The sequence below is a fragment of the Jannaschia rubra genome (genome assembly GCF_001403735.1).
Taxonomy (GTDB): domain Bacteria; phylum Pseudomonadota; class Alphaproteobacteria; order Rhodobacterales; family Rhodobacteraceae; genus Jannaschia; species Jannaschia rubra.
Genome location: NZ_CXPG01000011.1, coordinates 47,291 through 65,226 on the forward strand (window position 1 = coordinate 47,291; position 17,936 = coordinate 65,226).

A 17,936-nucleotide genomic window follows, 5' to 3' on the forward strand; every position below is an offset into this window, starting at 1 on the left:
TCAGAGGATCAGCAGCCAGAACGAGACCGTCAGGACCGAGGCCGCCGTTCCGATCAGCACCGAGGAGGCGCCGATGCGGACGGCACGGCCATAGATCGCCGCGAAGAGGTAGCTGTTCACCCCCGGCGCCATCGCCGCCAGCAGGACGGCGGCGCGGAACGGGGCATCCTCCAGCCCCAGAAGGCGACCCATGCCCCAGGCCCAGGCCGGGTGCAGCACCAGCGCGATGCCGCAGACGAGCGCGATGCCCCGGCTGTCGCCTTCGGGACGGTATTGCACCAGCACCCCGCCCAGGCCGAACAGGGCCGCCGGCAGTGCCGCGCGCGCGATCAGGGTGACGGCTTCGTCCAGGGGGCCGGGCAGGGGCAGGCCGGTCAGGTTGACGGCCAGGCCCAGGACGACGCCGATCACCAGCGAATTGCCCGCGAGGCGCCGCCCCACCGAAGCCAGCCCGCCCAAGAGGCCGCCCCCGCCGGCGCGCACCACCTCCATCGCGGTGACGCCGATCAGGTAGCAAAAGCCCGCGTGGAACGCGATGATGGTGAAGAACGGCGCCAACGCGCCCGTGCCATAGGCCCGTTCGGCGATGGGCAGGCCCAGCAGAACGGTATTTGCGAACATTCCAGCGAAACCCACGGCCACCGCATCTTCGGCCCCGCGGCCCAGCCAGAGGAGGGTGCCCGCGATGCCTGCCGCGAAGCAGACGAGCGAGCCGGAGTAGTAGGTCGCCAGCAGCCTCCAGTCGAAGCCCTCGCTCAGGTCCAGCCGGGCCATGGCGAGAAACAGCAGGCAGGGAATGGCGAACCGCTGGGTGAAGACCATCAGGCCGTCCACCTGACCCGCACTGAACAATCCGCGCCAGACGGCCAGGTACCCCGCCCCGATGATCAGGAAGACCGGCAGGGTGACGGCCAGGACGCCCTGCAACGCGCTACCCCTCCAGCTCGATCACCATGCCGTCGTGGGCGGGGGTGACGTGGGGCGGCGTCTCGGCGTCTATGGTCGCGCGGTCGAGGTCGATGTGCATGTTCGTCAGCACCGCGCGGGCAGGCGCCATCCGGTCGATCCAGTCGAGCGTCTCGGGCAGTGACAGGTGCGAAGGATGCGGGCTGCGGCGCAGCGCGTCCAGGATCCAGACATCCATCCCCCGCAGCAGCGGCAGCGATGCGTCGGGAATTGTGTTGACGTCGGGCATGTAGACCATCCCCCCCACCCGCAGGCCGAGCGCGTCGATATCGCCGTGTCCCACCGGAATCGGCGTGACCGTCACCTTGCCGCCCGCCCCGTCGATGGTGATGGGCCCAGCCATCGGGTGTCGGGTCAGGATGGGCGGGTAGTGCGACCCTTCGGGCGTCTCGAACACATAGCGAAAGCGTTCGTTCAGCGCGGCATAGGTGTCGTCGTCGGCCCAGACGTCCAGCCGTTGCCGTTGGTTGAAGACAATCATCCGCAGGTCGTCGATGCCGTGGACATGATCCGCGTGGGAATGCGTCCAGACCACGCCGTCGAGCGCGCCCACGCCCGCATCCAGAAGCTGCGCCCGCATGTCGGGCGATGTGTCGAACAGGACGCGGGTGATGCCGTTTCCTCCGATGCGCTCGACCAGAAGCGAACAGCGGCGGCGGCGGTTCAGCGGGTCGTCCGGATCGCAGTCGCCCCAGTGGCCGCCCAACCGGGGCACGCCGCCGGAGGACCCGCAGCCGAGGATGGTGAAGCGCAGCGTCATGCCCGCTACATGCGACGGCGGAAGGCGAGGGGCAAGCCGTCCGTCACAGCGGCCAGAAGAACAGCGTCGCCGGCAGCGACACCGCCAGGATCACCAGCGTCAGCGGCAGCCCCATCTGCCAGTAGTCGCCGAAGCGGTATCCGCCCGGCCCCAGGATCAGCGTGTTGTTCTTGTGTCCGATGGGCGTGAGGAACGCGCAGGACGCGGCGACCGCCACGGCGATCAGGAAGGCGTCCGGATTCACGTTGAGGGCGCGGGCCATCTGGATGCCCACCGGCGCCGCCACGATGGCCGTCGCCGTGTTGTTGAGCACCGCTGACAGAACCATCGTCACCACCATCAGAAGCAGCATCGCCACCCAGGCCGGCTGTCCCGCCGTCAGTGCGCCCAGCCACCCGGCGATAAGCTCGGTGCCGCCCGATGTCTCCAGCGCGGAACCCAGAGGGATCATCGAGCCGAGCAACACCACCACCGGCCATTCCACGCTGTCGTAGAGCTGATGCAGCGGCACGATCCGGGCGACGACATAGACGGTCACGACCACGCCGAGCGCCACGGTCAGATCGACCATTCCGAAGCTGGCCGCGGCCACCGCGGCGGCGAAGGCCCCCACCGCGGGCCAGACCTTCTTGTTGTCGGTGACGGCAAGGCCGCGGTCGGCAAGGGGCAGGGCGCCCAGCCAGTCCACCACTTCTTCCGCCTGTTCGGCGGGCGCGAGCAGCAGCAGGATATCGCCGGCCTGGATCCTCTCGCGGCGCAGGCGCTCGGTGATGCGGCGGCCGCGGCGGGAAATGCCCATGAGGACGGTGCGCTGCCGCCAGGCCAGACCGATGGCCTGCGCAGACTTGCCGTTGATGCGGCTGTCGTCGCGCACGACGACCTCGATCAGCGACAAGCCCTGCTCGGCCTCGTCGAGCAGGGTCATCCGTCGGTCGTCCGAAAACTCCAGCGACTCGCTTGCACGGAACTCGTCCAGCGCATCCGGGTCCGCCTCCAGCACCAGCGCGTCGCCCGCCTGGATCGTGACGTCGCGCGACGATCCGAACATGCGGCGGCCTTCGCGCAGCAGGCCGATGATGTGGACGTTGGTCTCGTCTGCCGTCTCGTAGAGGGCGTTGACCTTCTGCCCCACACGGCGGTTCCCCTCGGGGACCGTGAGCTCGGCGACGAAGCGCGCCTTCTGATCGGCCACCGCGCCACCCTGCGCCTGTGCGCCCTCGGGGTCGGGGATCAGCCGCCAGCCCAGCACCGCCACGAAGATCAGCCCCGCCAGCGTCGTCACCAGACCGACGGGCGCGAAGTCGAACATGGCGAAGCTCTCACCCAGCTGGTCGCGCCGGATGCCCGCGATGACGATGTTGGGCGGCGTCCCGATCAGGGTGACGGTCCCGCCCAGGATCGTGGCGTAGGACAGCGGCATCAGCGTCTTTCCCGGCAGCCGCCCCGCCTTGCGCGCCGTGGCTATGTCGACCGGCATCAGCAGGGCAAGCGCGGCGACGTTGTTCATGAAGGCCGACAGAACCGCGCCGATGCCGCCCATGATTGCGATATGCCGCCCCACGCCGCGCCCCGCGTCCACGAGCGTGCGCGTGATGAGCAACACCGCCCCCGAGCGCACCAGCCCCGCCGAGACGATCAGGACGAGCGCGACCACGAGGGTCGCCGGATGGCCGAAACCCAGAAACGCATCCTCCTTCGGCACAACGCCCAGGATCACGCCCAGCAGCAGGGCCGAGAAGGCCACGATGTCATATCGAAACCGCCCCCAGAGCAGCATGGCGAAGACGCCGCCGAACAGGGCGAAAAGGATGATCTGGTCGGTGGTCATGCGGGCGCGATCCCATTGGGTCGACCACGGTCTAGCCTGCGTCGGGCCGGCGGGCAAACACGGGATCGGCGATGGCGCGCATTGACTTTGCAATCGTATGCAAGGATCGTGGCAGCGGGAAATCAAGGGGAGGACATCTGATGACCGGACTGAAACACGCCATTGCCGCGGCGCTGGCACTATCGGTAGCTCCGCTGGCGGCAGCCGCGCAGGACCGTCTGGCGTTCGGGGCGTCGAACGCGCAGTCGGCGCATTACGCCTATTTCGCCGCGCTCGCCAAGATCGTGAACAACGCCTACCCGGACACCTATCAGGCCAGTGTGGTCGAGACGGGTGCGACGGTCGACAACCTCAAGCGGATGGAGCGGGGGCAACTCGACATCGGCCTCATCACCACCTCGGCGCTCTATCACGCCAACAAGGGCGTCAAGACGTTCGAGGATGGCGCCATCGACTCGCTCCTCCTGTGGGCCTATTCGCTCGCGCCTCAGAACGTGACCGTCCGTCAGGATAGCGGCGTGACGGAACTGGCCGGACTAGAAGGTCGCCGGATGGGGCCGGGGCAGCGCGGCTCCTCGACCGAGGCGACGTCCGAGGATGTCATGGCCGCCTTCGGGATCGCGCCGGAATGGGTGCGCGGATCGAACGGCGAACTGGCCGCGGCCATCAAGGACGACCGTGCCATCGGCTTCATCAAGTCCGCCGTCGGTACCGGGTTCGATGCGCTGACCACCGACATCGCCGCGTTCACGCCGCTTCAGGTGCTGGGCCTGTCCGAGGATCAGGTCGCCACCATCCAGGCCGAACTGCCGGAACTCAGCATCGTGGACATGCCCGGCGGCGAGATGGAGAACTCCGGCCCCTACCGGACCTGGGGCTTCATGATCGGGGTTTCGGCGCGGCCCGGACTGGACGAGCAGACCGCCTATGACCTGGTCAAGGTCGTGATGGAGGACGAGGTCGAGCAGGCCACTGCCTTTCCGGCCGTCAAGGGGCTGAACCTCGCGGAGCAGACGCTGCAATACGCGACCTCGCCTCTGCATCCCGGCGCGATCCGCTGGTTCGAGGAGAACGGCTACGAGGTGCCCGACCGCCTGCGGCCCGCCGGCTGAGGCCGCGTCACCATCGCCCGCGCCGCACGACCGGCGCGGGCCGTTTGCTCAAGAGGCGCAGATGACGAGCCAGGATATCAACACGGCCGAGGCGACCGCGGCCGAAAAGCTGCCGCAGACGCTGCGCGAACGGGGGATCGCGGCGCTGTCGCTGTTCGTGGGGCTGTTCGTCTTCTACACCTCCTTCTTCGGCGCGTTCGAGACGCTGGTGCAGCGCGCCATCTTCGTGGCCCTCATCGCCTGCATGGGCGTGATGCTGTTCCCGCTGGGACGCAGCCGCCGGTGGCGAGGCTTGGGCATCCTGATCGACCTCGGCATGGCGGCCTGGGTCTGCGTATCGGCCGGATACGTGATCGCCAACTTCACCGAAATCATGACGGGCCTGCCCTTCGCCGAACCGCTCGACGCCTGGCTGGGGTTCGGCACGCTTCTGGTTATCCTGGAGCTTGCACGGCGGTCGGCGTCGCTCGTCTTCCCGGTGATCGTGGGCGCGATGGTGGCCTATGCCTATTTCGGTGCGGCCATCCCCGGATCGTTCGGCCACCGGGGTTTCGACGTCTATTACATCACCGAGGTCATGTTCCTGTCCGACCGGGGGCTGTGGGGAATGCTGGTCTCCATCGCCTCGACCACGCTGGCCGCATTCATCCTGTTCGGCGCGCTGCTCCTGCACACGGGGGCGGGGCAGACGTTCTTCGACCTCTCGGCCCGCGCGGGCGGCGCGTCGCCGGGCGGTGCGGCCAAGATCGCCACGATCGCCAGCGGCCTGTTCGGCTCGATCTCCGGCTCCTCCGTCGCCAACATCGCCACGACGGGCAATTTCACCATCCCGCTGATGAAGCGCCTGAAATACCCCGCACCCTTCGCCGCCGCGGTCGAGGCGGTGGCGTCCACCGGGGGCCAGCTCGCCCCGCCGATCATGGGCACGGCGGCCTTCGTGATGGCCGAACTCGTTGGCGTGAACTACTGGACCATCGCAGCGGTGGCCTTCATCCCCGCCTTTCTTTTCTACCTCGGCGTCTTCACCACCGTCCATCTGATCGCCAAACGGCAGGGGCTGGGGCGGGTGGCGCAGGACGACCTGCCCGACTGGCGCGCCGCGCTGAACTGGCGACGGATGGCGCCCATCCTGGCCGGGGTCGGCGGGTTGGCCTGGGGCATCTGGAACGGCAATTCCATCGAACTGACGGCCTGCTTCGGGATGATCGGCATCATCGTCGCCTACGCCATCGCCACGCTCACCGGCGGCGGAACGCCGCGCGAGGTGGCCGCAACCCTGATCCGCGCTTTGCAGGACGGCGGCAAGGGCGTGGTGATCGTGGGCATCCTGCTGGTCGCGGCGCAGGTCTTCGTCGCGATGGTCAACCTGACCGGCGTGGGCGTGGCGGTGACGTCGCAGATCCTGAACCTCGCGGGCGACAACATCTGGATCATCGCGGTCATCATGGCGGGCGTCTGCCTGATCGCCGGGATGGGTCTGCCCACCTCGGCCGCTTACGTGCTGGTTGCCGCCGTCTTCGCGCCGGTTCTGATCCAGCAGGGGCTGGACCCGCTGATGGTGCATATCTTCGTGCTCTACTATGCCGCGCTCTCGGTCATCACGCCGCCCGTCTGCGTCGCTGTCTTCGTCGCAGCGACCATCGCCGACGCGCCCTGGCTCCGCGTGGCGCGCGACACCCTGCGGCTGGGCGGCACGGCCTATGCGCTGCCCATGCTGTTCCTGGCCTACCCGGGCCTTCTGCTGAACGGCGGGCCGGAGGCAATCGCCCATGCCATCCTGTCGGGCGCCGTCTTCGTGCTCGCCTTCGCGGCGCTGTTCGCGGGCCAGCCGGTCTGGCGGCTGGGCATCGCATCCTCGGGGGTCTGGATCGGGATCGCCGTCCTCGCGCTCCTGCCGGGGTGGCTGCCGTCGCTGGCGGCGCTGGCGCTGCTTGTCGCGGCCTTCATGCCCGGGATTGCGAAAGCGCGGCCACGGGCGGTATAGACGCCCCCGAACTCATCTGAATTTCGGAGCAGATCCATGGCAGGCCATTCCAAGTGGGCCAACATCCAGCACCGCAAGGGGCGCCAGGACAAGATCAGGGCAAAGCTGTTTTCCAAGCTGTCCAAGGAAATCACGGTTGCCGCCAAGATGGGCGACCCCGATCCCGACAAGAACCCCCGCCTGCGCCTTGCCGTGAAGGAGGCCAAGGGCCAGTCCGTCCCGAAGGACGTGATCCAGCGCGCCATCGCCAAGGCGTCGGGCGGCGATGCCGAGACCTATGACGAGATCCGCTACGAAGGTTACGGCCCAGGCGGCGTCGCCGTCATCGTCGAGGCGATGACCGACAACCGCAACCGCACCGCCTCGTCCGTCCGCTCGATCTTTTCCAAGAGCGGCGGCAATCTGGGTGAGACCGGGTCGGTCGGCTTCATGTTCGACCGCAAGGGGCAGGTGATCTATCCCGCCTCCGTGGGCGACGCGGAAACCGTGTTGATGGCTGCGATCGAGGCGGGCGCCGAAGACGTGGAATCCGACGATGAAAGCCACGTCGTCTGGTGCGCCGACACCGACCTCGCCGTCGTCTCGACTGCGCTCGAGGATCAGTTGGGCGAAAGCGAGAGCACCAAGCTCGTCTGGCGGCCGACGACCACGACGGAACTGGATCTCGACGGGATGCAGTCGCTGATGAAGCTGCTCGACGCGCTTGAGGATGACGACGACGTCCAGTCCGTAACCGCCAACTTCGAAGCCAGCGACGAGGTCATGGCCCAGATCGAGTGACCCGGAACCACGGCCCGGCACATCGGGTTGGGGTCCATGCCAGTCGATCCGCACCCCTTCGCCGGGCCTTTGCCCGAACACCCCCACCTGCTGCGCACCCTCGGGTGGATTGCGTTGCTGGGGCCGGCCGTCTTCATCGCCATGCTGATCGTCGCGGATGTGGTCGTCCCCGACCACGACTGGATCGCCGACACGGTCAGCGACCTTGGCGCGGGCAGATACGAATGGATCGCGGATGTGGGCATCTATGCCTATTCCGCCGCGCTTCTGGCCTGTGCGGTGGGTGCCGCCCACGCGCATCTGGGCGGCCGGGGATGGACGTTCGGTATCTACGGGTTGATCCTGCTGGGCCTGATCGTCTTCCTGATCGGCGCGCGCAACGAATACGGCGACGGCGACAGCGAGGGATGGGAAATCCACTCCTATCTCGTGTGGGTGCTGGGCGCGCTGTTCGCGGCGGTGCCCTGGGCGATGTCCGAAGGGGCGGGCCGGATCGCGCCCGCGCTGAAATGGTCCTGCCGCGCGGTCACTGTCCTGTGGGTGCCGCTGGCGCCCCCCTTCTTCATCTTTCCGACCGGCTGGGACGGTCTTTATGAACGGATGCTGGGGGCGATCACCTTCGTGTTCGTCGTCTCGATCGGCTTCGCGCTCATCGGTCGGGCCCGCGCCATCGAGACCCGCATCTGACGGCACCGCAGCCTTGCACCGTCGCGCCGGAGCCGCCATTCCGGCGCGATGACCTCGCTCACCTCCGGCTTCCTGCTCGGCGTCTCGCTGATCCTCGCCATCGGCGCGCAGAACGCCTTCGTCCTGCGGCAGGGCTTGCGGGGCGAGCACGTGATGGCCGTGGTGCTGACATGTGCCCTGTCGGATGCCGTACTGATCGCGGCGGGCGTCGCGGGGTTCGGCATCCTGGTGCAGACGGTGCCGTGGATCGTGCCGGTCTTTCGCTGGGGTGGTGCCGCGTTCCTTTTGGCTTACGGCGCGCGGGCGGCCTGGGCGGCGTGGCGGGGCGGCGGCGCGCTCCGGCCCGAGGGGCAGGCGGGCGGGCTGGGCCGGGCGGTGGCAACCTGCCTCGCCCTGACCTGGCTGAACCCGCATGTCTACCTCGACACGCTGGTTCTGCTTGGCTCCATCTCGACGCAGGCCGCGTCGCCCGTCCTGTTCGGGGCGGGGGCGGTGACGGCCTCCTTCGTGTTCTTCTTCGCGCTCGGCTACGGCGCGGCCTTGCTGCGCCCCGTGTTCGCCCGCCCGGCGGCGTGGCGGGTGCTCGATGCCGTGATCGCCGCGGTCATGTGGGCCATCGCCGCAAAGCTGGTTTCTGGCTAAGGACCTTGCGGATGCCCCCGCCCCGGCCCATGGAAAGGCATGACACCGCCCTCCCGCCCGTTGCAGGGCATCATGTGGATGATCCTGACCGGTCTGTGCTTCATCGCCGTCACGGCAGGGGTCAAATATTCCGCCCAAGGCCTGCCGGCCGCCGAAGCCGCCTTCCTGCGCTATCTGCTGGGGCTCGTGTTCCTGCTGCCGGTCGCCCGGACGCTGTTCGCCACGCGCCTGCCGGTCCGCGACGTGGGGATGTTCGCGGCACGTGGCCTGCTGCACGCCTTGGGCGTCATGCTCTGGTTCTTTGCCATGACCCAGATCCCCATCGCCGAGGTCACGGCGATGAACTACCTCAACCCCGTCTACGTCACCATCGGCGCCGCCATTTTCCTGGGCGAGCCTCTGGCCCTGCGCCGCATCGGCGCGGTGATCGTGGCACTTCTGGGCACGGTCGTCATCCTGCGGCCCGGCTTCCGCGAGGTCGAACCGGGGCACATCGCCATGATCGTGACCGCGATCCTGTTCGGGGGGTCCTATCTTCTGGCCAAGCCGCTGTCGGATCGCAATTCGGCGACGATGGTCGTGGGGATGCTCTCGCTGACTGTGACGCTGGGCCTCGCGCCCTTCGCCTTTGTGGTCTGGGTCACGCCGACGACGACGCAGGTGGCGTGGATGTTCCTCGTCGCGGCCTTCGCCACGGCGGGCCACTATTCGATGACGCGCGCCTTCGCGGCGGCACCCGTGTCGATCACGCAGCCGGTGACGTTCCTCCAGATGGTCTGGGCCGTGCTGCTCGGCTGGGCGGTCTTCGACGAGTCGCCGGACCTCTGGGTCATGGTCGGCGCCCTCATCATCATCGCGTCGGTCAGCTTCATCGCCTGGCGCGAGGCGCGGCTGAAACGGCGCATCACCCCGCCGTCGCCGGCCACGAAAGGATAGGGCTGCATTAACGATATTTTAACTTCTGACTTGTCCGGGGCCGATTCCTGCGGCATTCCATGGGCATGTTCAGACTTTGTTCACTTCTGCTGGCGATGCTCGCCGCTCCCGTTGCGGCGCAGACGCTGGCGGGGACGGTCCGCGTCATCGACGCCGATACCATCGACATCGGCGCCCCCGCGACCATCCGCCTGTTGGGCATCGACGCCGCCGAAGCCGACCAGACCTGCAGTGATGGCAATGCCGTCCTGCCCTGCGGCGCCATGGCGACGGAGGCGGCGCGGCGTCTGTATCACGGTCGACAGGCGAGCTGCCAAGTGCACCAGACCGACGTCTATGGCCGCGCCCTGGCCATCTGCTCGGTCGAGGGTCGCGACATCAACGCCGAACTCGTGCACCTTGGCATCGCGCGCGTCTACCGCGACGACCCGAGGTATTTCGAACAGCAGAAGGAGGCCGTCCTGCTGTCGCGCGGCCTCTGGGCCTACGACATGGTGGACCCAGCCGTCTGGCGGGCCGAGGGACGTGCCCGCAACGCAGCCAAGACGGCACCCGCGCCCCACGGCGACTGTGCCATCAAGGGAAACATCAGCGACAACGGCCGCATTTATCACTTGCCGGGCAGTCGGTCCTATGACCGGACGCGCATCGACGAAGGCCGGGGCGAGCGCTGGTTCTGTTCCGAGACGGAGGCCCGCGCCGCCGGCTGGCGCGCGGCCCGCGGGTAGGAAAGCCAACAGGTTACGGCGCGACGTTCACGCGGTTTCGTCGCCGCCCCCGCCTTCCACCTGCGTCTTGAAGTTCTCGAAGAACGTATCCGCCATCTTCGCCGAAAAGCTGTCGATCAGGCGGGAGCCCAACTGCGCGATCTTGCCGCCCACCTTGGCATCGACGGCATAGCTGAGCTCCGTCCCCTCCTCGACCTCGGCCAGGGTGACGTTGGCGCCGCCCTTGGCGAAACCCGCCACGCCGCCCTTGCCTTCGCCCGAGATGCGATAGCTTTCGGGCGGCCGCGCATCCGTTACCACGACGGCCCCTTTGAAGGTGGCCTTCACCGGCCCGACCTTCTGCGTCACCACCGCCTCGAACCCGTCGTCCGGGTTGCCGGTCAACTCCGAGCATCCGGGGATGCAGGCGCGCAGGGTGTCGGCGTCGTTCAGCCGCGCCCAGACCACGTCGCGCGGCGCGGCGATGATGCGCGTTCCCGTCAGTTCCATCCCGGCTCTCCCCCTCGTCCTGTCGCGACAGTCATGGCAGATGGAGTGGCGTGTTCACAAGCCGGAACCCGATGCGACCTGCCGGTTGCGCCGGATGGTCAGGACGATCGCGGCCAGACCGCACATCCCCGACGCCACCATCAGCAGCAGAAGCGGCAGCGTCCCGGATGCGGCCTGCGTCAACCAGGCCGCAATCACCGACATCGCCGCGCCGACGCCCAGCATCATCGCCCCGCCCAGCCCCGATGCCGTCCCCGCCAGATGGGGTCGGACCGAAAGCATCCCGGCCGTCGCATTGGGCACGACCAACCCGTTGCCGAGCCCGAGGAACGTCATGAAGCCGAAGAACACCCAATGCGACGTGAACCCGCTCGCCGTCAGCAAGGCCAGCGCCACCAGCCCCCCGGCCTGACCCAGGCATCCCGTCACGATCATCCGGTCGATCCCGTAGATCGCCGAATACCGACCCGAGATGCCGTTGCCGATCATGTAGCCGACCGCCGGCGCGCCGAAGAACAGGCCCAGTGTCTCGGGCGACATGCCGAAGACCTGTCGCCCGACGAAGGGCGCTCCGCCCAGGTAGGCGAAGAACGATCCCGACGCGAAGGCCGAGGCCGCGCAGTAACCCCAGAACCGGCGCGAGGTCAGGAGCGCCGGATACTGCCGGACCTGCGCGAACAGGCTCGCGGTGGATCGCGGCGCCGTCTCGCCCAGGTCGCGCCACGTGAGCAGCCACAGTCCGGCGCCCGCCGCCAGCAGGAGCCAGAAGTTGGCCTTCCACCCGAAGGACGTCTCCAGCACCCCGCCCACGTAGGGCGCGAGCATCGGCACCACGGACATGCCCATGGTGACATAGCCCAGCATCGACGCCGCCTTGTCCTGCGGATAGAGGTCGCGCACCACCGCCCGCGACAGCACCATCGCCGCCACGACGAAGGCCTGCGCCATGCGGAAGGCGAGGAAGATGCCGATGGTCGGCGCCCAGAGACACCCCAGCGTCGCCAGCATGAACAGCACCAGCCCCGTCAGGATCACCGGGCGTCGGCCATAGCGGTCCGACACCGGCCCCACGAACAGTTGCAGCACGGCGTTGACCGCCAGATACAGCCCGACCGACAGGCCCATGATCGCATCGGTGGTCGAGAAATGGGCCGCCATCGCCGGCAGCGACGGCAGGAACAGGTTCATCGACAGGGTCGACACCCCCACCAGCGCCACCAGCGTCAGGATATGCGGCGGGCTGCGGACGGGGCGCAGCGACGGGGGGTCGGTCAGGGTGGCCATCCGGCCTTGCTACGCCGATCCAGACGCGCTGTCTGCCTACGGGAATGCACAGACGGTTGTGCGGCATTGGCGGGCGATTGCGACCGGCGCCGGGGCGACCTAGAACCCTTGGCGGAACCAGGCACCCGAAAGGCCCGCATGAACTACGACGCGATCATCCTCGGCGCGGGCGGCGCGGGCCTGATGGCGGCCGCCACCGCAGGGCAGGCGGGGGCGCGGGTTCTGGTGATCGACCACGCGGACCGGCCGGGCAAGAAGATCCTGATCTCGGGCGGCGGGCGCTGCAACTTCACCAACACCGGGACGGAGGCCGACAGGTTCCTGTCCGACAACCCGCATTTCGCAAAATCCGCGCTCAGCCGCTATACCCAGTGGGATTTCCTGGTCCTGATCGAACGCCACCGCATTGCCTGGCACGAAAAGACGCTGGGGCAGCTTTTCTGCGACGGCTCGGCCCGGCAAGTGGTGGCAATGCTCATGGCGGAATGCGCGGCGGGCGGGGTCGAGGTCCGGCTGTCCACCACGCCCGGCCCCATCGAACAGGGCGACGGTCTGTTCCGCGTGGCAGGTGCGGCCGCGCCGAACCTCGTGATCGCGACCGGCGGGCCGTCCATCCCCAAGATGGGCGCCACGGGCCTCGCCTATGACATCGCCGCGCAGTTCGGCCTGCCGCTGGTGACCCCCCGCCCCGCCCTCGTGCCGATGACGCTGGGCGAGGGCGACGCGGCCTTCCGCGACATCGCGGGCGTGTCCTGCCCGGCGGTGGCCCGCGCCGGCGGCGTCGCATTCGAGGAGGCAGCGCTTTTTACCCATCGCGGCCTGTCCGGCCCGTCGATCCTGCAGGTCTCGTCCTATTGGTCGCCGGGTCAGCCCGTGTCGCTGAACCTTCTGCCCGGTGCAGCGGGCCTTCTGCGCGACGCCCGCCGCCGGATGCCGCGCGCACAGCTCAAGTCGGCGCTGGCCGAGCATCTGCCCCGGCGACTGGCCGATGCGCTGGCCGCGCGGATCGCGCTGGCGACCGAGATGGGCAACGCCTCCGACGCGGACCTCGACCGCGTGGCCGGGGTTCTGACCGACCTGACATTCCACCCCACGGGCACGGAAGGCTATGCCAAGGCCGAGGTCACGGCAGGCGGCATCGACACCGCCGCCCTGTCGTCACGAACGATGGAGGCGCGAAGCGTCCCCGGCCTCTATGCCATCGGCGAGGCGGTAGACGTGACCGGTTGGCTCGGCGGCTACAACTTCCAATGGGCGTGGTCGTCGGGCGTGGCGGCGGGTCAGGCCATCGCCGCCCGCCGCGCGGGCGCGTGACCGCGGGGGTTTGACGTCGCCGGCCGGATTGCGGATGCAGGGCGCGTCCGATGAAAGGGACCGAAGATGCAGGCCGACATCCCCCTGACCCGCGACCTCGTCCTCATCGGGGGCGGACATGCCCATGCGCTCGTCCTGCGGAAATGGGGGATGGACCCGCTGCCCGGCGCGCGGATCAGCGTCATCAACCCCGGTCCGACGGCGCCCTACACCGGCATGCTCCCGGGGCATGTGGCGGGCCATTACACGCGGGAGGAGCTCGACATCGACCTCCTGCGGCTGGCGCGGTTTGCAGGCGCGCGGCTGATCGACGGCGCGGCGAGCGGCATCGACCTGCATGCGCGGCTGGTCACGGTACCGGGACGGCCGCCCGTTGCCTATGACGTAGCGTCCATTGACGTGGGCATCACGGCGCAGATGCCCGAGGTTCCGGGCTTCGCCGAAAACGCCGTGGGGGCCAAGCCGCTGGATGTCTACGCCCGGTCCTGGCGTGCCTTCCGTGAGGCGGTCCGCCAGGGTGCTCGCCCGCCGCGGGTCGCCGTGATCGGCGGCGGCATCGCGGGGCAGGAACTGGCGATGGCCATGGCGCATGCGCTTCGCTCCGACGGCGCCGATCCGCAGGTGACGGTGCTTGAGGCGGCGCCGGTGCCCACCGGCACCGGCGACCGCGCGCAGGCCCTGCTGGACCGCGCGATGGCGGGCCTGGGCGTGACCCTGCGGACCGGCGTCTCGGTCGCGCGGGTCGGTCCCGAGGACGTGACGCTCGACGGCGGCGAACGCATCCCTGCCGCTTTAATCGTCGGCGCGGCAGGCGCGTGGCCCCACGGCTGGCTCACGGGCACCGGCCTGCCGCTGGAGGACGGGTTCATCCGCGTCGGGCCGACGCTGGCGGTCGAGGGGCGGGACGACCTGTTCGCGGCGGGCGACTGCGCCCACCTGACCCACGCTCCGCGCCCCAAGGCGGGCGTCTTTGCCGTGCGCGAGGCTCCGATCCTGCACCACAACCTGCGCGCGGCCCTGACCGGCGGCGCGATGCGCGCGTTCCGGCCGCAGAAGCACTACCTCAAGCTCGTGTCGCTGGGCGGCAAGGCGGCACTGGCGCAGCGGGGCGGGCTGGCCCTGTCGGGGGAATGGCTCTGGCGGTGGAAGGACCGCATCGACCGCAAGTTCATGGGCAAGCTTACCGACCTGCCCACCATGGCCGCGCCGGCCCTGCCGCGCCTGCGGGTGTCGGGCGGGGATGCGGGGACGAAGCCGCTATGCTCGGGCTGCGGGTCCAAGATCGGGGGCGACGCGCTGGCCGCCGCGCTGACGGCGTTGCCGTCCAATGTGCGCGACGACGTGCTGTCGCGGCCGGGCGACGACGCGGCTGTGCTGGCGCAGCCGGGCGGTGGGCGGCAGGTCATCACCACCGACCACCTGCGCGCCTTCACCCCGGATACGGCGCTGATGGTGCGGATCGCGGCCGTCCACGCGCTGGGCGACGTCTGGGCCATGGGCGCGCGGCCGCAGGCGGCGCTGGCCAGCATCATCCTGCCCCGCATGTCCGAAGACCTGCAGGCCCGCACCCTGACCGAGGCGATGGCCGTCGCGGCCGAAGTCATGTCCGCCGCCGGGGCGGAAATCGTCGGCGGCCATTCGACCATGGGGGCCGAGACGACCATCGGCTTCACCGTCACCGGCCTGCACGACGGCACCCCCATCGGCCACGGCGGCGCGCAGCCGGGCGACGCCATCGTCCTGACCCGGCCCATCGGCACTGGCGTCATCCTTGCCGCCGAAATGGCTGGGAAGGCTCGGGGGGCGGACGTCGTGGCGATGCTGAATCGCATGTCCACCCCGCAGGGCGATGCGGCGGCGATCCTGTCGGATGCGCGGGCCATGACCGACGTGACGGGCTTCGGGCTGGCCGGACACCTCAGCGCGATCTGCCGGGCGAGCGGAGTAGGCGCCGACCTGATCCTCGCCGCTGTGCCCGTCTATGCGGGGGCGGAGGATCTGGCTGCCTCGGGCCACGCTTCGACGCTGTTTCCCGCCAATCGCCGCGCAGCGCGGGTGACCGGGGGCGCAGGCGCACGGCTCGACCTGCTGCACGATCCGCAGACGGCGGGGGGCCTGCTCGCCGCCGTGCCCGCAGACCGGGCCGATGCGCTGGTGGCGGAGCTTCGGGCGGCGGGCCACGATGCCGCCCGCATCGGCACCTTCACCGACGGCCCGCCCGGCATCGCCTGCGTCTAGCCCAGCATCGCCATCACCCGTTCCGCCGCGCGGGCCAGGTCGGCGTCGGTCAGGCCGGAAAGGGCGACCGTGCCCGTGACCTGCCGTGCGGTCCGGGCGGGGCTGGCGTAGCGCGGATCGTAGTGGTCCGCGATCAGCGATGCGGCGAGATCCACGAACCGCCCCGCACGCGCCATCTCGTGCCAACCTTCGATGCGGTCGCGGGGATGATAGGGGCGCAACCGCTCGATCCGCGCGCGCAGGCGGTCGGCATCGTCGGTCAGGTCGGGATAGGCCGTCGTCAGGAAGCGGGCACGGGCCGCGACGGGCACCTCCATGCGGATCACGCGCGCCGTGCCCATGGCCGACCAGATCGCGGGCGGCAGCAGCACCTTTCCGATGGCGTTGCTCTCGGCCTCCAGGAACAGCGGGCGGGCGGGGTCGAGCGTGCCGATGGCCTGCGCAAGCCGCGACTCGAACATCTTCTGCGAGGGTTGCCCTCCGGCCCAGCCACCGAAGTTCGACCCCCGATGCTCGGCCAGCCCCTCCAGGTCGATGACCTGCGCCCCCAGCCGCGCCAGATGCGGCAGAAGCTGCGTCTTGCCCGATCCGGTGCCGCCGTCGATCAGCACCACCCGCGCGCCCAGCGGCCGATGATACAGTCGGTCCACCACCAGCCTGCGATAGCTGCGATACCCGCCATCCAGCACTTCGACGCGCCAGCCAATCTGCTCGAGGATCGTGGCGAAAGACCCCGACCGTTGCCCCCCGCGCCAGCAATAGACCAGCGGTCGCCAGCCGCCGTCACGATCGGCCAGCGCGCCCTCCAGATGCCCGGCGACGTTTCGCGCGACCATCGCGGCGCCCATCTTGCGGGCGAGGAACCTGTCCTGCCGCACATAGACGGTGCCGACTTCGGCGCGTTCCGCATCGCTCAGCGCTGGCAGGTTGATCGCGCCGGGGATGTGGTCCTCGGCGTATTCGGCGGGGGCGCGGACGTCGATCACGTCGTCGAACGGCAGTCCGTCGGGCGGGGGCAGAGCGGTCAGGGCGTGGCGCATGGGTCTTCCTCGGGTCGCGGGCGAGAGGCGCAGCATCGGGGCCGAAGGTCAACCGATCGGTTCGTCGCGTACGGAGCGCTTCAGCGCAGCGTCACCTCCGCCGGGACCGACCCGGACATCACGCGGCGCGCATTGGGCAGGTCGTTTTCTTCGGCCCTTGCCCGCGCCGCGTCGGGTGCAAGGCCGTGGTCCAGCCACCGCGCGATCAGCCGGTCGCGCAGCACCTCCTCCGGCACCTGAAGCGCGATCGTCATGTCCCACATCGGCGCGAGCGCCCGCCAGGGATCTTCGTCGAGCAACAGGTAGTTCCCCTCGACCACCGCGATTTCCGCCGTCAGGCACCCGCCGTCCGGCACCACGGCATCGGCGGCCCGGTCGAAGATCGGAAAGGCCACGTCGCCGCCCGCCCGGACCGTGCGGAGCAGTGCGGCAAGCCCTCCCACATCGAAGGTCGCGGGCGCGCCCTTCCGGTGGCGCAGGCCGCGCGCGTCCAGCACCGCGTTGTCCAGGTGGAAGCCGTCCATCGGCACAACCTGCGCCGACCGTCCCGCCGCGCGGATCGCATCGGCCAGTCGCGTGGCCAGCGTGGACTTGCCCGACGCGGGCGGCCCGGCCAATGCCACCAGCCGCCGCCCCGGCGGCAGCGCGGCGACCCTACGGGCCAGCGCTTCCATTCTCTCAGTCATCTGTGCCGGCGATCCAGCGAAGGGCGGCGCGATAACCTTCCGTCCCCAGCCCCGCGATCACCGCCTCGGCGCGGGCGCTGACGAAGGAGTGGTGACGGAACGCCTCGCGCCGGTGGATGTTCGAGATATGCACCTCCACCACCTTACCCTCGAAGGCGTTGAGCGCGTCGAGAATGGCAACGGAGGTGTGCGAATAGGCACCGGGGTTGATGACGATGGCGTCCACCGTGCCCCGCGCCTCCTGTATCCAGTCGATCAGCTGGCCTTCGTGGTTCGACTGCCGAAACGTCAGGTTGCCCAGGTCCAGCGCACGGCACGACGCCTCCACATCCGCCAGCGTCTCGGAGCCGTAGAGATGCGGCTCGCGCTGGCCCAGAAGGTTCAGGTTGGGGCCGTTCAGGATCAGGATGTCGGTCATGGCGCCTCCGTTCCCTCGGCCTAGCGAAGCGGCGCGGCTTTTCC

The 17,936-nt window shown here is 69.4% G+C and carries 17 protein-coding genes; 9 read left to right on the plus strand and 8 right to left on the minus strand.

The genetic code is table 11. The features are described from left to right. The 3 genes from JAN5088_RS02420 to JAN5088_RS02430 are packed head-to-tail and all read right to left on the minus strand — an operon-like array spanning window position 1 to window position 3,554. Window positions 1–927 (minus strand): AEC family transporter, encoded by a 927-nt coding sequence (locus JAN5088_RS02420; RefSeq protein ID WP_055681221.1) that lies wholly within the window; start codon window positions 925–927, stop codon window positions 1–3. A 4-nt stretch (window positions 928–931) separates the two neighbouring features. Beyond that, window positions 932–1,726 (minus strand): MBL fold metallo-hydrolase, encoded by a 795-nt coding sequence (locus JAN5088_RS02425; RefSeq protein WP_055681222.1) that lies wholly within the window; start codon window positions 1,724–1,726, stop codon window positions 932–934. A gap of 43 nt (window positions 1,727–1,769) precedes the next feature. Beyond that, complete coding sequence (locus JAN5088_RS02430; protein ID WP_055681223.1) at window positions 1,770–3,554, minus strand: SLC13 family permease; 1,785 nt, start codon at window positions 3,552–3,554, stop codon at window positions 1,770–1,772. A 140-nt stretch (window positions 3,555–3,694) separates the two neighbouring features. Between JAN5088_RS02430 and JAN5088_RS02435 the strand changes: the two genes are divergently transcribed. From JAN5088_RS02435 to JAN5088_RS02465, 7 genes are all read left to right on the plus strand, one after another. After that, window positions 3,695–4,666: a TAXI family TRAP transporter solute-binding subunit gene (locus JAN5088_RS02435; protein ID WP_055681224.1), complete on the plus strand. Its 972-nt coding sequence runs from the start codon at window positions 3,695–3,697 to the stop codon at window positions 4,664–4,666. A gap of 61 nt (window positions 4,667–4,727) precedes the next feature. After that, the gene (locus tag JAN5088_RS02440) at window positions 4,728–6,650 is read left to right on the plus strand and encodes a TRAP transporter permease (RefSeq protein WP_055681225.1); all 1,923 of its coding nucleotides are present in this window, start codon (window positions 4,728–4,730) and stop codon (window positions 6,648–6,650) included. A 36-nt stretch (window positions 6,651–6,686) separates the two neighbouring features. Continuing rightward, complete coding sequence (locus JAN5088_RS02445) at window positions 6,687–7,430, plus strand: YebC/PmpR family DNA-binding transcriptional regulator (RefSeq protein WP_055681226.1); 744 nt, start codon at window positions 6,687–6,689, stop codon at window positions 7,428–7,430. Between the two features lie 36 nt (window positions 7,431–7,466). Continuing rightward, complete coding sequence (locus JAN5088_RS02450) at window positions 7,467–8,117, plus strand: DUF998 domain-containing protein (protein WP_055681227.1); 651 nt, start codon at window positions 7,467–7,469, stop codon at window positions 8,115–8,117. A 48-nt stretch (window positions 8,118–8,165) separates the two neighbouring features. After that, window positions 8,166–8,759 carry a LysE/ArgO family amino acid transporter gene (locus JAN5088_RS02455; protein ID WP_055681228.1) on the plus strand — a complete coding sequence of 198 codons (594 nt, stop codon included), beginning with the start codon at window positions 8,166–8,168 and terminating at the stop codon, window positions 8,757–8,759. Window positions 8,760–8,798: 39 nt separating this feature from the next. After that, window positions 8,799–9,695, plus strand: a complete 897-nt coding sequence (locus JAN5088_RS02460) for a DMT family transporter (RefSeq protein WP_055681229.1) — start codon at window positions 8,799–8,801, stop codon at window positions 9,693–9,695. A 59-nt stretch (window positions 9,696–9,754) separates the two neighbouring features. Then, a complete protein-coding gene (locus tag JAN5088_RS02465) occupies window positions 9,755–10,423 on the plus strand; it encodes a thermonuclease family protein (RefSeq protein ID WP_055681230.1) in 669 nt (222 codons plus the stop codon). Between the two features lie 27 nt (window positions 10,424–10,450). On the opposite strand, the gene JAN5088_RS02470 is transcribed toward JAN5088_RS02465, so the two are convergent. Together JAN5088_RS02470 and JAN5088_RS02475 are read right to left on the minus strand one after the other, a co-directional pair. Continuing rightward, entirely contained in the window at window positions 10,451–10,912 is a 462-nt protein-coding gene (locus tag JAN5088_RS02470; protein WP_055681231.1) for an SRPBCC family protein, read from the minus strand. Window positions 10,913–10,966: 54 nt separating this feature from the next. Then, window positions 10,967–12,196 (minus strand): multidrug effflux MFS transporter, encoded by a 1,230-nt coding sequence (locus JAN5088_RS02475; protein WP_055681232.1) that lies wholly within the window; start codon window positions 12,194–12,196, stop codon window positions 10,967–10,969. A 138-nt stretch (window positions 12,197–12,334) separates the two neighbouring features. Between JAN5088_RS02475 and JAN5088_RS02480 the strand changes: the two genes are divergently transcribed. Together JAN5088_RS02480 and selD are read left to right on the plus strand one after the other, a co-directional pair. Next, window positions 12,335–13,510: a BaiN/RdsA family NAD(P)/FAD-dependent oxidoreductase gene (locus JAN5088_RS02480; RefSeq protein ID WP_055681233.1), complete on the plus strand. Its 1,176-nt coding sequence runs from the start codon at window positions 12,335–12,337 to the stop codon at window positions 13,508–13,510. 66 nt (window positions 13,511–13,576) lie between these two features. Then, window positions 13,577–15,748 carry a selenide, water dikinase SelD gene (gene selD, locus JAN5088_RS02485; RefSeq protein ID WP_055681234.1) on the plus strand — a complete coding sequence of 724 codons (2,172 nt, stop codon included), beginning with the start codon at window positions 13,577–13,579 and terminating at the stop codon, window positions 15,746–15,748. Here the strand turns inward: selD and mnmH are convergent. The 3 genes from mnmH to aroQ form a co-directional block, all read right to left on the minus strand. Continuing rightward, complete coding sequence (gene mnmH / locus JAN5088_RS02490) at window positions 15,745–16,788, minus strand: tRNA 2-selenouridine(34) synthase MnmH (RefSeq protein ID WP_055681235.1); 1,044 nt, start codon at window positions 16,786–16,788, stop codon at window positions 15,745–15,747. The two genes, selD and mnmH, sit on opposite strands and share 4 nt — an antisense overlap. An 80-nt stretch (window positions 16,789–16,868) precedes the next feature. Further along, window positions 16,869–17,474: a nucleoside/nucleotide kinase family protein gene (locus tag JAN5088_RS02495; protein WP_055681236.1), complete on the minus strand. Its 606-nt coding sequence runs from the start codon at window positions 17,472–17,474 to the stop codon at window positions 16,869–16,871. Beyond that, window positions 17,467–17,892, minus strand: coding sequence for a type II 3-dehydroquinate dehydratase (gene aroQ / locus JAN5088_RS02500; protein WP_055681237.1), 426 nt, complete (start codon window positions 17,890–17,892; stop codon window positions 17,467–17,469). Before aroQ ends, JAN5088_RS02495 begins: the two co-directional genes overlap by 8 nt. Window positions 17,893–17,936: the final 44 nt, after the last annotated feature.